The 11808-nt window shown below is 63.2% G+C and carries 14 protein-coding genes; 2 read left to right on the top strand and 12 right to left on the bottom strand.

From position 1 onward, the window contains the following. Nucleotides 1–38 precede the first annotated feature (38 nt). Together E8L22_RS06755 and glgP are read left to right on the top strand one after the other, a co-directional pair. Nucleotides 39–1406, top strand: coding sequence for a sigma-54-dependent transcriptional regulator (locus E8L22_RS06755; protein WP_136524430.1), 1368 nt, complete (start codon nt 39–41; stop codon nt 1404–1406). A gap of 16 nt (nt 1407–1422) precedes the next feature. Then, nucleotides 1423–3975, top strand: a complete 2553-nt coding sequence (gene glgP / locus E8L22_RS06750; protein ID WP_136524429.1) for an alpha-glucan family phosphorylase — start codon at nt 1423–1425, stop codon at nt 3973–3975. Nucleotides 3976–3985: 10 nt separating this feature from the next. On the opposite strand, the gene flhB is transcribed toward glgP, so the two are convergent. From flhB to E8L22_RS06695, 12 genes are all read right to left on the bottom strand, one after another. After that, a complete protein-coding gene (gene flhB / locus E8L22_RS06745) occupies nt 3986–5044 on the bottom strand; it encodes a flagellar biosynthesis protein FlhB (RefSeq protein WP_136524428.1) in 1059 nt (352 codons plus the stop codon). Nucleotides 5045–5053: 9 nt separating this feature from the next. Next, entirely contained in the window at nt 5054–5839 is a 786-nt protein-coding gene (fliR, locus tag E8L22_RS06740; protein ID WP_136524427.1) for a flagellar biosynthetic protein FliR, read from the bottom strand. Next, complete coding sequence (gene fliQ, locus E8L22_RS06735) at nt 5840–6109, bottom strand: flagellar biosynthesis protein FliQ (RefSeq protein WP_129124837.1); 270 nt, start codon at nt 6107–6109, stop codon at nt 5840–5842. Between the two features lie 10 nt (nt 6110–6119). After that, nucleotides 6120–6878 (bottom strand): flagellar type III secretion system pore protein FliP, encoded by a 759-nt coding sequence (gene fliP, locus E8L22_RS06730; RefSeq protein WP_281276074.1) that lies wholly within the window; start codon nt 6876–6878, stop codon nt 6120–6122. Beyond that, a complete protein-coding gene (gene fliO / locus E8L22_RS06725; RefSeq protein WP_136524426.1) occupies nt 6875–7342 on the bottom strand; it encodes a flagellar biosynthetic protein FliO in 468 nt (155 codons plus the stop codon). The genes fliP and fliO overlap by 4 nt, the downstream gene beginning before the upstream one ends. Then, the gene (fliN, locus tag E8L22_RS06720) at nt 7339–7644 is read right to left on the bottom strand and encodes a flagellar motor switch protein FliN (RefSeq protein ID WP_136524425.1); all 306 of its coding nucleotides are present in this window, start codon (nt 7642–7644) and stop codon (nt 7339–7341) included. Before fliN ends, fliO begins: the two co-directional genes overlap by 4 nt. After that, entirely contained in the window at nt 7641–8618 is a 978-nt protein-coding gene (gene fliM / locus E8L22_RS06715) for a flagellar motor switch protein FliM (RefSeq protein ID WP_136524424.1), read from the bottom strand. Before fliM ends, fliN begins: the two co-directional genes overlap by 4 nt. A 12-nt stretch (nt 8619–8630) precedes the next feature. Next, nucleotides 8631–8765 (bottom strand): hypothetical protein, encoded by a 135-nt coding sequence (locus tag E8L22_RS21875; protein ID WP_281275004.1) that lies wholly within the window; start codon nt 8763–8765, stop codon nt 8631–8633. Nucleotides 8766–8776: 11 nt separating this feature from the next. Beyond that, on the bottom strand, nt 8777–9307 hold the full coding sequence (locus E8L22_RS06710) for a flagellar basal body-associated FliL family protein (RefSeq protein ID WP_136524423.1): 531 nt from the start codon (nt 9305–9307) through the stop codon (nt 8777–8779). 454 nt (nt 9308–9761) lie between these two features. Further along, entirely contained in the window at nt 9762–10646 is an 885-nt protein-coding gene (locus tag E8L22_RS06705; protein ID WP_136524422.1) for a flagellar hook-basal body protein, read from the bottom strand. Nucleotides 10647–10743: 97 nt separating this feature from the next. Further along, nucleotides 10744–11136 (bottom strand): TIGR02530 family flagellar biosynthesis protein, encoded by a 393-nt coding sequence (locus E8L22_RS06700; protein WP_135869206.1) that lies wholly within the window; start codon nt 11134–11136, stop codon nt 10744–10746. A gap of 1 nt (nt 11137) precedes the next feature. Then, a complete protein-coding gene (locus E8L22_RS06695; protein ID WP_136524421.1) occupies nt 11138–11803 on the bottom strand; it encodes a flagellar hook assembly protein FlgD in 666 nt (221 codons plus the stop codon). Nucleotides 11804–11808 lie beyond the last annotated feature (5 nt).

The raw sequence follows: 11808 nt of genomic DNA, 5'->3' as shown, positions 1-11808 counted from the left end.
TGGGCATGAATCAAGACATGAACGAGACAGGAGTGGTAATGAGCGGCAGCATCCTGGTAGTAGACGACGAGAAAGGGCAGCGGGACATCCTAAGCGCCATCCTCACCAAGGCGGGGTACCGCCTCTGCACCGTTCCGAGCGCGGAGGAGGCGCTGCAGGAGTTGGGGCGCGCGGAGTACGACCTCCTGCTCACCGACCTCAAGATGCAGGGGATGACCGGGATGGAGCTCATGGAGCAGGTGCTCGCGGAGAACCCTGCCCAATGTGTGGTGATGATGACCGCCCACGGCACCATCGATTCGGCGGTGGAGGCGATGAAGAAGGGGGCCTTCGACTACCTGGAGAAGCCCCTCGAACGCGAGAACCTGATCCTCACCGTGCAGCGCGCCTTCGAGCGCATCATGCTCCTGAAGGAAAACCGGGTACTGCAGAAAAAGCTCGCCGAGACGAGGACGCTGCCGAACATGATCGGGGAGCACCCGAAGATGATGGAAGTGGCCCGCATCATCCACAAGATCGCCCCCACCTCCACCACGGTCCTCATCTACGGCGAGTCGGGAACCGGCAAGGAACTGGTGGCGCGCGCGATCCACGACGGCAGCCCGAGGAAGGACAAGGCGTTCTTCGCCATCAACTGCGCCGCCATCCCCGACGCGCTCATGGAGAGCGAGCTCTTCGGGCACGAAAAAGGGTCCTTTACCGGCGCCGGGAGCCGGGAGCTCGGCATCTTCGAGGCAGCCGACGGGGGCACCGTATTCCTGGACGAGATCGGCGAGATGAACGTCGCCATGCAGGCGAAGCTTTTGCGCGCCATCCAGGAGAAGGAGATCCGCAGGGTCGGCGGCAAGATCAACATCCCGGTCGACGTAAGGATCATCTCCGCCACCAACAAGGACCTCGAACAGGAAACCAAGCGCGGCAACTTCCGCGAGGACCTCTTCTACCGTCTGAACGTGATCCGCATCACCCTCCCCCCCCTGCGCGAGCGGGGGAACGACATCGTGACGCTCGCGCACTTCTTCCTGAAGAAGTACAGCGCGGCGTCGGGAATCCCGGTCAAGGGGATCGGCAAACCGGCGCTCAAGATCCTTTTGGACTACAACTGGCCCGGCAACGTTCGCCAGCTCGAGTCGGTGATCGAGCGTGGCGTCCTCATGGCGGAAAGCGATTACATCCAACCCGAGGACCTGCCGGCCGAGGTGCACAACGAGGCGACCCCGGCGGGATCGCTACCCTTCGACTTCCCCGCCGAGGGGATATCCATCGACAACCTGGAGCGCGACCTGATCACGAAGGCCATGGAACGGGCCGACTGGGTCATCGCAAAAGCGGCACCACTTCTTGGCATGAGCTACAAGACGCTACAATACCGGCTGGAGAAGTTCGGTATCGGGAGGCCGGAGTAAGTAGCGAGGAGGCGGTATGAACCTCTTCTCGACGCTGCACCGCTTCACCGTTGTCCCCTCGCTCCCCAAGGAGCTCACCGGGCTGCAACGGATCGCATACAACCTCTGGTGGACCTGGGAGCCGGAGGCCATCGGCCTCTTCAAACGACTCGACCCGGAGCTTTGGCGCACCACGCGCCACAACCCACTCGAGATGCTCGGCTCCCTCCAGCAGGCGACCTACGAGAGCCTGATGCTGGACGAGGGGTTCATGTCGCACCTCTCCCACGTGGAGGAGAGGCTCAACGAGTATCTCGCAACGCGCACCTGGTACGAGCGGCACGGCAACCCGCGCGCCCACATCGCCTACTTCTCCATGGAGTTCGGGCTGCACGAGTCGCTCCCGATCTACTCGGGGGGGCTCGGCATCCTGGCCGGCGACCACCTGAAATCCGCCAGCGACCTGGGGCTCCCGCTCGTAGGCGTCGGGCTCCTGTACCGGCAGGGGTACTTCCGCCAATACCTGAACCTCGAGGGGTGGCAGCAGGAGATCTACCCCGAAAACGACTTCTACAACCTTCCCCTCGCTCTCGAGCGCGACGCGGATGGCAGCCCGCTCGCCTTCGAGGTCGAGTACCCCGGGCGCACGGTGCGGGTGCAGATCTGGCGCGTCATCGTGGGACGGGTGCGCCTGTTCCTGCTCGACACCAACCTGGAAGAGAACGCACCCGCGGACCGGGAGATCACGACGCGCCTTTACGGCGGCGACCAGGAGATGCGCATCCGCCAGGAGATCCTGCTCGGCATCGGCGGGGTCCGGGCGCTGCGCCTGCTCGGGGTGGAGCCCAACGTCTGCCACATGAACGAGGGGCATGCCGCCTTCCTCGCCCTGGAGCGCATCCGCCTCCTGATGGAGGAGCGTTCGCTCACCTTCGGCGAGGCGATGGAGGCGGTGCGCGGCGGCAACGTCTTCACCACCCACACGCCGGTCGAGGCCGGCATCGACCACTTTCCCCCCGAGCTTCTCGAGCGCTACCTCGGGCAGTACTACCGCCGCCTGGGTCTCTCCCGGGAGCAGTTCATGGCCCTCGGGATGCAGAACCACGGCAGGAACAACGAGAACTTCTGCATGGCGGTCCTCGCCATGAAGCTATCGTTGCACTCAAACGGCGTGAGCGAGCTGCACGGCATGGTCTCGCGCCGCATGTGGGCCGACGTCTGGCCCGACCTTCCCGAAGAACAACTCCCCCTCACCTACGTAACGAACGGGGTGCACCAGAAGAGCTGGCTCTCCGAGGAGATGAGCGGCCTCTTGACCCGCTACCTCGGGACCCGCTGGATCGAGCAGAGCGACGACGCCCTCTGGCGCAAGGTCACGCGCATCCCGGACGCCGAGCTTTGGCGCACGCACCGCCGCGGCACCGAGCGCCTCGTGGACTACGCGAGGAACTCGCTCAAGACCCAGTTGCAGAAACTCGACGCGAGCACCAAGGAGATCGACCGCGCCGGCGACGTACTCGACCCGGAGATCCTCACCGTCGGGTTCGCGCGCCGCTTCGCGACCTACAAGCGCGGCACGCTCCTTCTGCACGACAAGGAGCGCCTGGAGCGGATCCTGAACCACCCGGAGCGCCCGGTGCAGATCGTCTTCGCCGGCAAGGCGCACCCCGCCGACCACCAGGGGAAGGAGCTCATCCGGCAGATCGTTCAGCTCTCCAAAGAGGAGAAGTTCCGGCGCCGCATCCTCTTCCTCGAGGACTACGACATCTCGGTGGCCCGGCGCCTCGTGCAGGGGGTGGACGTCTGGCTCAACACGCCGCTCAGACCTTTGGAGGCGAGCGGCACGAGCGGCATGAAGGCCGCCTTCAACGGCGGGCTCAACATGAGCATCCTGGACGGCTGGTGGTGCGAGGGTTACCGCGGGAACAACGGCTGGGCCATCGGCAGGGGGGAGGTCTACGACGATCTCACCTACCAGAACGAGGTGGAGAGCCGGGCCATCTACGACCTCCTGGAGAAGGAGATCGTGCCGCTTTTCTACAACCGGGGGAGCGACGGCGTTCCGCGCGGCTGGACCGCCTTCATGAAGACGTCGATGGAGACCCTCTGCCCGGTTTTCTCCACGCACCGCATGGTGCAGGAGTACGCCCGTCGCTGCTACCTCCCCGCCTTCGAGCATTGGGAGCGGCTGAACCGGGACGACCTGAGGCTGGCCGTCGAACTCGCGCGCTGGAAGGAGCGGCTACACGGCGTATGGGGCGGGCTTTCCATCGTGGCGGTGGAGGCGACGTGCGCGCGGGAGGTGACCGTCGGGGAGCGGGTCCCCATCTCGGTGCAGATCACCCCAGGCGAGGTGCCGCTCTCCGAGATCGCGGTCGAGGTGTACTTCGGGGTGCTAGATTCGAGGGGATCCATCGTGGGAGGGGAAGTGGTGCCGCTCGCCCCCGCCCCCGACCCGGAACAGGCCGGTCACTTCGGCGGCGAGTTGGAATGCCGTTTCTGCGGGCGGCACGGCTTTCTCTTGAGGGTCATGCCGCGGCACCCGGAACTGGGGACCGTGTACGACCCGGGGCTGATCCTTTGGGGGTGAGGCGGCCGCCTCACCTCTTCTTCAAGCTGTAGACGTAGGCTAAGATCTCGGCGACCGCGGCGTAGAGCCCCTCCGGGATCTCGCCCCCCTCGTCCACCTGGGCGTGGAGCTCGCGTGCAAGGAAGCGGTTTTCCACCAGCGTCACCCCGTTCTCCCGCGCCACGATCTTGATCTGCAGCGCCATCTCGTCGACACCCTTGAAGATCACCATCGGGGCGGACATCTTGAAGCGGTCGTACTTGAGCGCGACGGCGTAGTGGGTCGGGTTGGTGACCACGACGTCCGCGGTCGGCACGATCTGGCGCATGCGGCGGCGCGCCATCTGGAAGGCCTTCTGGCGCTGTTTCCCCTTGATGGCCGGGTCCCCCTCCGTGTTCTTGTGCTCGTCCTTCACCTCCTGTTTGGTCATCATCAGGTTCTCTGTGAAGCGCCACTTCACGAAGGCAAGGTCGAGGACCGCGAGGAGGATCAGCACGCCGCAGGTGTGCAGCACGATCTTGAAGGCAAGGTGCCCTATGAACAGCAGGATCCCCTGCAGGTCCTGGTCCACCAGGAAGACGATCCCCTCCATCTCTTCGGCGAGGATCTTGTAGGCCATGTACCCCACGATCGCCATCTTCATGAAGGACTTGGCCACCTCGAAGACCGAGTCCTTGTTGAAGAGCCTCGACACCCCCTGCGCCGGGTTCAGGCGCCCCAGGTCGAACTTCAGCTTCTCCGAGCTCAGGTTGATCCCACCCTGGCCGATCTCCACCGCCATCCCCGCAATGAGGCAGACCAGCATGAAGGGCGCGACCATGATGGCCAGGTTGCCGAACTCCTTCATCATCAGGTGATGCACCCCGCCGGGGGTCACCTCGATGGTGGCAAGCCCGCCGAAGATGTCCCTCATGGTCCCCTGCAGCGTCTTCAGGATGAGCCCCGAGCTCGCGTAGAGACCGATCATGGCCGCGATGAGGGTGAGGGCCGAGGTCATCTCGCGGCTGCGCGCGACCTGTCCCTTGCTCTTCGCGTCCGAGATCTTCTTGCTTGTCGGTTTCTCTGTTTTGGAGTGTTTGTCGTCGGACATGGGAGGGCCTTAGGCGAGGAGCCTGAAGAGCGCGTGCATCTGGTCCGTGAAGTTGGCGAAGCTTCCCTGCAGCACCCTGAGGAAGATGGGGAGGGAGATGCCGAGGAGGAGGAAACCGATCCCGATGTTTAGCGGCATGCTCACCATGAAAACGTTCATGGCCGGGAAGCTCCTGGCCACGATGCCGAGCGCCACGGTCGTCGCCAAAAGGGCCACCGAGACCGGCGCCGCGAGCTTGATCGCGATGACGAAGACCCCGGTGCTCGCCTGGGTCAGGAACTTCAAAAGCCCCCCGCTCACGTGCCAGGCCCCGAGCGGGATCACCTGGTAACTCTCCACCATCGCCCTGATGAAGAAGTGGTGCACCCCCAGGGAGAGGAAGATAAGGGTGGTGAGCACACCCTGGAAGATCGCCATGGTCGGGACGTTGTTCTGGGTGGTCGGGTCGAACTGGGCTGCGATGGAGATCCCCATCTGGGTCCCCACCAGCTGGCCGCAGAGCTCCACCGCGGCGAACACGAACTGCGAGATCGCCCCGAGGGTGAGCCCGATGAGCGCTTCCTGCACCACCAGGAGAATGAGGGATATGGAATCGTTCGCCGCGGTCATCGCCTGCGGCCGGATGATCGGGAAGATGAGCAGGGTCAGGGCGAAGATGAGCACCGCCTTGACCCGGTTGGGGACCACGCGGGCACCGAAGATGGGGATCGCCATGAAGAGCCCCGACACCCGCGCCAGGACCAGGCCGAAGGGGATCAGGTCGGCCAGGGTGCTTAAGGGGAGGGAGCCGAACACCTAGTGCCTCATGTTGGCGATCATGCCGTAGATCTCGCGCGTGAAGTCGCTCATGTACATCATCATCCAGGGGAAGAAGACGACCATGGCGACCATGACGGCGATGATCTTGGGCGCGAAGGCGAGTGTCGCCTCGTTGATGGAGGTCACCGCCTGGAAGATACTGACGAGAAGGCCCACGACGAGGGCGCAGATGAGAAGCGGCGCAGAGAGGAGGATCACCGCCTCGAAGCTCCGCCTGCCGAGTTGCACTACCATTTCCGGGGTCATTACTAACTCCTTATCCGAAGCTCTTCACCAGCGACCCGATCACGAGCCCCCAGCCGTCCACCAGCACGAAGAGGAGGATCTTGAAGGGTAGCGAGATCATCACCGGCGGCAGCATCATCATACCCATCGACATGAGCACCGACGCGACCACCATGTCCAGCACGAGGAACGGGATGAAAATGAGAAACCCGATCTGGAACGCCGTCTTCAGCTCGCTCACCATGTAGGCCGGGATCAGCGTCATGGTCGGGATGTCGTCGGCGTTACGGGGCCTCGGGAGCTTTGAAAGGCTGATGAAGAGCGCCAGGTCCTTCTCGCGCACCTGGGAGAGCATGAATTTCCTGAGCGGCGCCACGCCGCGCTTGAGCGCTTCCTCCTGGGTGATAGTGTTCGCCTTGTAGGGCTGCAGCGCCTGGGTGTTCACCTGCTGCCAGACCGGCGCCATCACGAAGAAGGTGAGAAACAGCGACAGCCCTACGATGATCTGGTTCGAAGGGGCCTGCTGCGTCCCGAGCGCCGAACGGAGAAAGGAGAGCACGACGACGATGCGGGTGAAGGAGGTGGTCATCATCAGAAGGCTTGGCGCCAGCGAGATGACCGTCATCATGAAGAAGATCTGCAGCACCACGGAGACGTCGCCGGGCTTGCTCACCTTGCCGACCCCGACGCTTACCGTGGGGAGGGAGAGGGGCTCGGCACCCGCAGTCGCGACCAGAACGAGGGAGAGGGCCGCCAGAAGAACGACCCCGAGGATCTTGTCAGCTTTCACGCACATCCACCGCTTTTCCTTAACTGTGCGAGCGGCGCCTCCCTGCGCGGGAGCACACCCTTGAGCGCCGCCAGCTTGTCCTTGAGCCGGTCCGGTACGACCAGCCCGCCGACGCCTTCGGGGACCACCTCGATCTCCTCCAGCATCTCCACCTGCTTGATCAGGGTGACCCCCTCGCCGCTGTTACTAAGGAGCAGGTACTCTCCGCCAACCTCCACCAGCATGAGCGACTTTTTCGGGGCGAGGTGCTTCGTCTCCACCACGCGGATGTAGCCGCCCCGGTTCCCCTGCGGCATCTTCAGCAGGCGCCCGGCTAAGTAATAGAGGATCAGGATGATTCCGATCACGAGCATCAGCGAGCCCGCCATCTGGGCCATGCTCCCCACCAGGTCGGGCCCGCCTTCGGCGTGAGCCGCCCCGGGGAGGGCGAAAAGCAAGGCGGTTACTGCGGCAAGCGTTCTCATAGCACCTTGTCCACCCTTTCGTTCGGGCTCACGATGTCGAGGAGCCTGATGCCGAACTTGTCGTTCACCACCACCGCCTCGCCGCGCGCAACGAGCTTCGAGTTTACGAAGACGTCCAGCGGTTCGCCGGCAAGCTTCGTGAGCTCCACCACCGACCCCTGGTTCAGCTGCAAAACGTCCCGCACGAGGAGCTTGGTGCGCCCGAGCTCGACGGTTAGCTGCAGCGGGATATCCATGATGAAGTCCAGGTTCTTCACCTGCGGGGCTTCCTTCTGTTCGTCCAAAGCGAGTTTTTCGCTCAATCTTCACCTCCAGTCAGGGCACGCGTGATCTGTACCGCCTTGTTACCGCCGCTTACCCCGGCAATTCCCATAAACTTCTTGGTGCCGCCCACCTTCACGACAAGCTCGTCCTTGCCGCTTGTGTCGAGCATGACCACGTCACCCGCCGTAAGGCCGGTAAGGTCTGCGAGCGATATGGTCGCCCCACCCATCTCGACCGAGATGTCCATCGGCGCCCCCATGAGTTCCTCCGAGAGGCGGTAGGACCAGAGCGGGTCCACCACCATCATGTCCATCTGCACCCCGCGCTTCAGCTTGTCGCGGATCGGCTCGATGGTCAGGAACGGGATGGCGAGGATCATGTTCCCCACCGTCTCTTCGATCTGGATCTTCATGCTCATGGTGACCACCTGGTACTCGGGAGGGACGATGTTCACCAGGCGCGGGTTCATCTCCAGGCGCAACAGGTTCATGCTCGCCGGGCAAAGCGGCGCCCATGCGCGCTCCAGGTCGGCCAGGGCATCCTTGACGATCTTCTCTACGAGGCGGAGTTCGATTGATGTGAACAGGCGGTTCATCCCCTGCCCCGACGTAACGCCGGAGCCGCCCAGGATGCTGTCCACGATGGTGAAGACCAGGGTGCTGTCGAAGGCGATGAGGGCGGCTCCCTTCAGGGGGTCCATCTTGTAGATCGCCATACAGACCGGCGAAGGAAGCACGCTCAGGAAATCCCCGAATTTGTAGGGGACCGCCTCCTCCTTCTTGATGTCCACCATCCGCCCGAGCCGGTTCGACATGGTGACCCGGTTGTAGCGGATGAAACCATCGTAGACGATGTCAAGGTTCGGGATGGCGCGATGAGCCTCGATGTCGAGCAGGTCGAACTGCTCCGCCTGAGACCCTTCCTTGGCAAGCTCGTTCTCCGGGACCAGGGTCCCGTCGAAAACGGCCGCCACTAGGGCGTCAATCTCTTCCTTGGTGAGGAGTTTTTCCATCGATGGCACCTTTTACTGCACCACGTATTCGGTGCGGCGAACCCGCGCGGTCTTTTCCGAGTGGAGCTCGCGCTCAAGGACCAGGGTCCCGCTGAACACGGCCGCCACGAGGGCGTCGATCTCTTCCTTCGTGAGGATTTTTTCCATCGGGAGCACCTCTACTGCACGACGAAGTCGGTGAAATAGACCTTGGTTATCTTGCTGGGCGGCACCACCTTGGAAACGGCGGCGAGGATCTGTTCGCGCAGCTGGTTTTTACCCTGCAGGTCCTGGATCTCCTGCATGGTCTTGGTGGTCAGGAGGATGAGGATGGCGTCCCGAAGCGGTGCGAGCTTCGCGTCAAGCTCGGCTTTCGCCTGGGGGTTGGCCATCTCGAACTCCACCTTGATCTTCAGGTAGCGCAGTTCCTGACCGTCGTAGATGTTGACGATGAAGGGCTCCAGGGGATAGATGGTGCCGCCCATGGCAGCCCCCCCCTCGCCCCCTTCCTTGGCCGGTGCTCCATGCTCCCCACCTTCCGCCTTCGCCTCGACCTTTGCGCCTTCGGGAGCTTTTTCCTTCTTGCCCCCTCCCATGAAGAAGGCGGCCGCCCCGCCGATGGCGAGGACCGCCACAACGGCGCCGATGATGATGAAGAGCTTCTTATTGTTCTTTTCGGGGGTCTCTGGGGCCTTTGCCGGTTCGGCCATGCTGGGTTCTCCTTTTAAACAGCGAGAGCTGGTGTATTCGGTTTGAACACCCTTGCAACCGAGATGCCAGATCCGCGAAGCCGCGCCTGTTATGACGGCACGGGCGCGGGATGGCACCGGTCGAAAAGCTTGCAAACCCTTATGTTACGGCGCCTTGCACCGTATCTCGATGTATCGTGATATGCCGGGGAATGAGGGGGCCCTATGCGGCGGCCGGAACCGGGTCAACTTTTTGACCGGCTCACCGTTGCTTCAGGCTGCCGGTGCGGCTAACGCGACGCAGGGAGCGCATTTCCGCGCGGCATGCGAGATACGGGAGTGGAAACGAAGGGGATGGAACCCGGAAAGGGCGAGCGCGCCGGAGGGGGACGCGGGTGTCAGAGCTACGACGTCGGGGGCGGCTTTGACGCGGGGAAGGATTGGGGGCGCGGCTTGCGCCGCGCCCCCGGTTTCGCTAGCGGATCAGCTGCAGAACTTCCTGCGTCATCTGGTCCGTGGTGGTGATGGTCTTGGAGTTGGCCGAGTAGGCCCTCTGCGTGATGATCATCTTGACGAACTCGCTCGCCATGTCGACGTTGCTCTGTTCGAGGCTGTTGGAGAGGATCTTCTCGCTCACGCCATTGGGCTTGTTCGCGGCGAGGGAGAAAGCGGCCGACGGCACGCCGGCATCGGTGGTCGCCTGGTAGAGCGAGCCCCCCATCTTGGTGAGCGCGGTCGGATCGGAAGCGGTGACCGTCGCCAGACGCTGCACGGTGGCCGAGTTCGCGACGGTCGCAGGGACACCGACCGCCCCGGAGGTGTTGTAGTAGTTCTGGGTGATGCCGTCGGTGGCGAGGTAGGTGATCAGTCCCGAGTTGTCGATGCTGATGATCTTGCCGAAGTCGGTGGTCGGCGCGGTGCCGGAGTTCACGAACTTGATCGGGTTCCCCTGGGTATCGAGCACCTGGTAGCCGTCCGGGTTCACCAGGGTCAGGTTGTTGTCCACCTGGAAGGCACCGGCGCGGGAGAGAAACGCGGAATTCTGGGTGCCGATGGGGAAGGTTGCGGTCGGCGGCGCCAGCGCGAAGAAGCTGTTCCCCTGGATGGAGAGGTCGGTGACGTTCTCCGAGGTCTGGGTGGAGCCTTGGCTGAACATGTTCTGCACTACCTGCATCTGCACGCCTTTACCGATCTGGGAGCCGCCGCCTACGTTCTGGGAGAGCATATCGGAGAAGAGGGTCCTTGCCCCCTTGAAGCCTACGGTGTTGACGTTGGAGATGTTGTTGCCGATAACGTTCATCGCTTCGCCGTTCTGGATGAGACCGGTAACGCCGGTAAACAGTGCGGAAGTAACGCTCATTTTTTTGCCTCCTTGGGCTTAGGTTGTGGGACGCCTCTGTCGGTCGGTGTCCCGCGGGCTTTCCTTCTGGAGGGCCAGCCCGTTTCGTTTGTCGTGTTTAGAAAAATACTGCCGAGTCGATGTTGGTGAAAACGTTTCCTTTCATCCCCTGACGATCCATGGCGGTGACCACTGTCCGGTTTTTGACGCTTACCACGAGGGCCGCATCTCCCATCAGGATCAGGGACTCCCTGCCACCCTTTTGCGCCACGCTGTCCACCGCCCCTTCCAGCTGCTTCATGTCGGCGTCCGAGAGGGTGATGCCGCGGGATTTCAGGCGCTCCTGGGCGTGCTGCGACAGCTTTACCGGCTGCCCCGGGAGTTTCTGGTCCAGGACCTGGGCGAACGCTGTGCCGCTGCCGGTTCCCTTCGCGGCGGGCTTGTTCCCGTTCGCGTTAGGTTTTACCGGTGCCTGGATCGGTTGGGGAAAGAGGATGCTGTTGTCGATCATCCTAGGCCCCCTCGGTTACCGAAGTGACGTCCGTAAGGTTCAGCTTGAGCGATCCGACGGAGAGTATCGGTGTGGTTCCGGACATGTCTACGCCGTTCACCTTGCCGCGCACCAGCCCCGTGCTGGTGACCGTGTTGCCGGTTGCATCCTTTGCCGAGACGCTGAAGCTGTAGGCGCCCGGGGTGAGCGTTGCGCCGGAGTTGTCGGTGCCGTCCCAGCTCACGCTGTTGTTCCCGATGCCCTGTGCCCCGCCGTCGATGGTCTTCACCACCTTGCCGTTGGCGTCGAGGATCGAGACGGTGACCGTCGTGGCGCTGCGCGCCAGGTTGTAGTTGACCGCGGAAGCGCTCCCGGAGCTGAGTTCCACCTGCGAACCGGGTGCCTCCACTTCCTTGCCGATCAGGGAGACCGCCGCGAGGGTTCCCGCGTTGTTCCCCTGGGACAAGAGGCTCTGGAGGTTCGTGTTGGTGTTGTAGGCCTGCTCGACCTGGGTCAGCTGGGCCAGCTGGGAGATGAACTGCGTGCCGTCCTGCGGATTCAGGGGGTCCTGGTTCTGCAGCTGGGTCACGAACAACTTCAGGAAGTCGTCCTTGTTCATCCCGGTTGCCTGTTTCATGGCGGCCGCCGCCTGCGAGGTGCTTGCCGCCGATGTTGCATCGGTAATCATGCCTT

Origin of the sequence: Geomonas ferrireducens (assembly GCF_004917065.1) — a bacterium.
Classification (GTDB): Bacteria; Desulfobacterota; Desulfuromonadia; order Geobacterales; family Geobacteraceae; genus Geomonas; species Geomonas ferrireducens.
The sequence above is the reverse complement of the archived record's forward strand: the minus strand, read 5'-3'. Positions and strand labels throughout refer to the sequence as shown.

Coding starts and splice junctions, on each gene's coding strand:
- E8L22_RS06755 (WP_136524430.1), top strand. CDS start 39: ATGAGCGGCAGCATCCTGGTAGTAGACGACGAGAAAGGGCAGCGGGAC.
- glgP (WP_136524429.1), top strand. CDS start 1,423: ATGAACCTCTTCTCGACGCTGCACCGCTTCACCGTTGTCCCCTCGCTC.
- flhB (WP_136524428.1), bottom strand. CDS start 5,044: ATGTCCGACGACAAACACTCCAAAACAGAGAAACCGACAAGCAAGAAG.
- fliQ (WP_129124837.1), bottom strand. CDS start 6,109: ATGACCCCGGAAATGGTAGTGCAACTCGGCAGGCGGAGCTTCGAGGCG.
- fliO (WP_136524426.1), bottom strand. CDS start 7,342: ATGAGAACGCTTGCCGCAGTAACCGCCTTGCTTTTCGCCCTCCCCGGG.
- fliM (WP_136524424.1), bottom strand. CDS start 8,618: ATGGAAAAACTCCTCACCAAGGAAGAGATTGACGCCCTAGTGGCGGCC.
- E8L22_RS21875 (WP_281275004.1), bottom strand. CDS start 8,765: ATGGAAAAAATCCTCACGAAGGAAGAGATCGACGCCCTCGTGGCGGCC.
- E8L22_RS06710 (WP_136524423.1), bottom strand. CDS start 9,307: ATGGCCGAACCGGCAAAGGCCCCAGAGACCCCCGAAAAGAACAATAAG.
- E8L22_RS06705 (WP_136524422.1), bottom strand. CDS start 10,646: ATGAGCGTTACTTCCGCACTGTTTACCGGCGTTACCGGTCTCATCCAG.
- E8L22_RS06700 (WP_135869206.1), bottom strand. CDS start 11,136: ATGATCGACAACAGCATCCTCTTTCCCCAACCGATCCAGGCACCGGTA.
- E8L22_RS06695 (WP_136524421.1), bottom strand. CDS start 11,803: ATGATTACCGATGCAACATCGGCGGCAAGCACCTCGCAGGCGGCGGCC.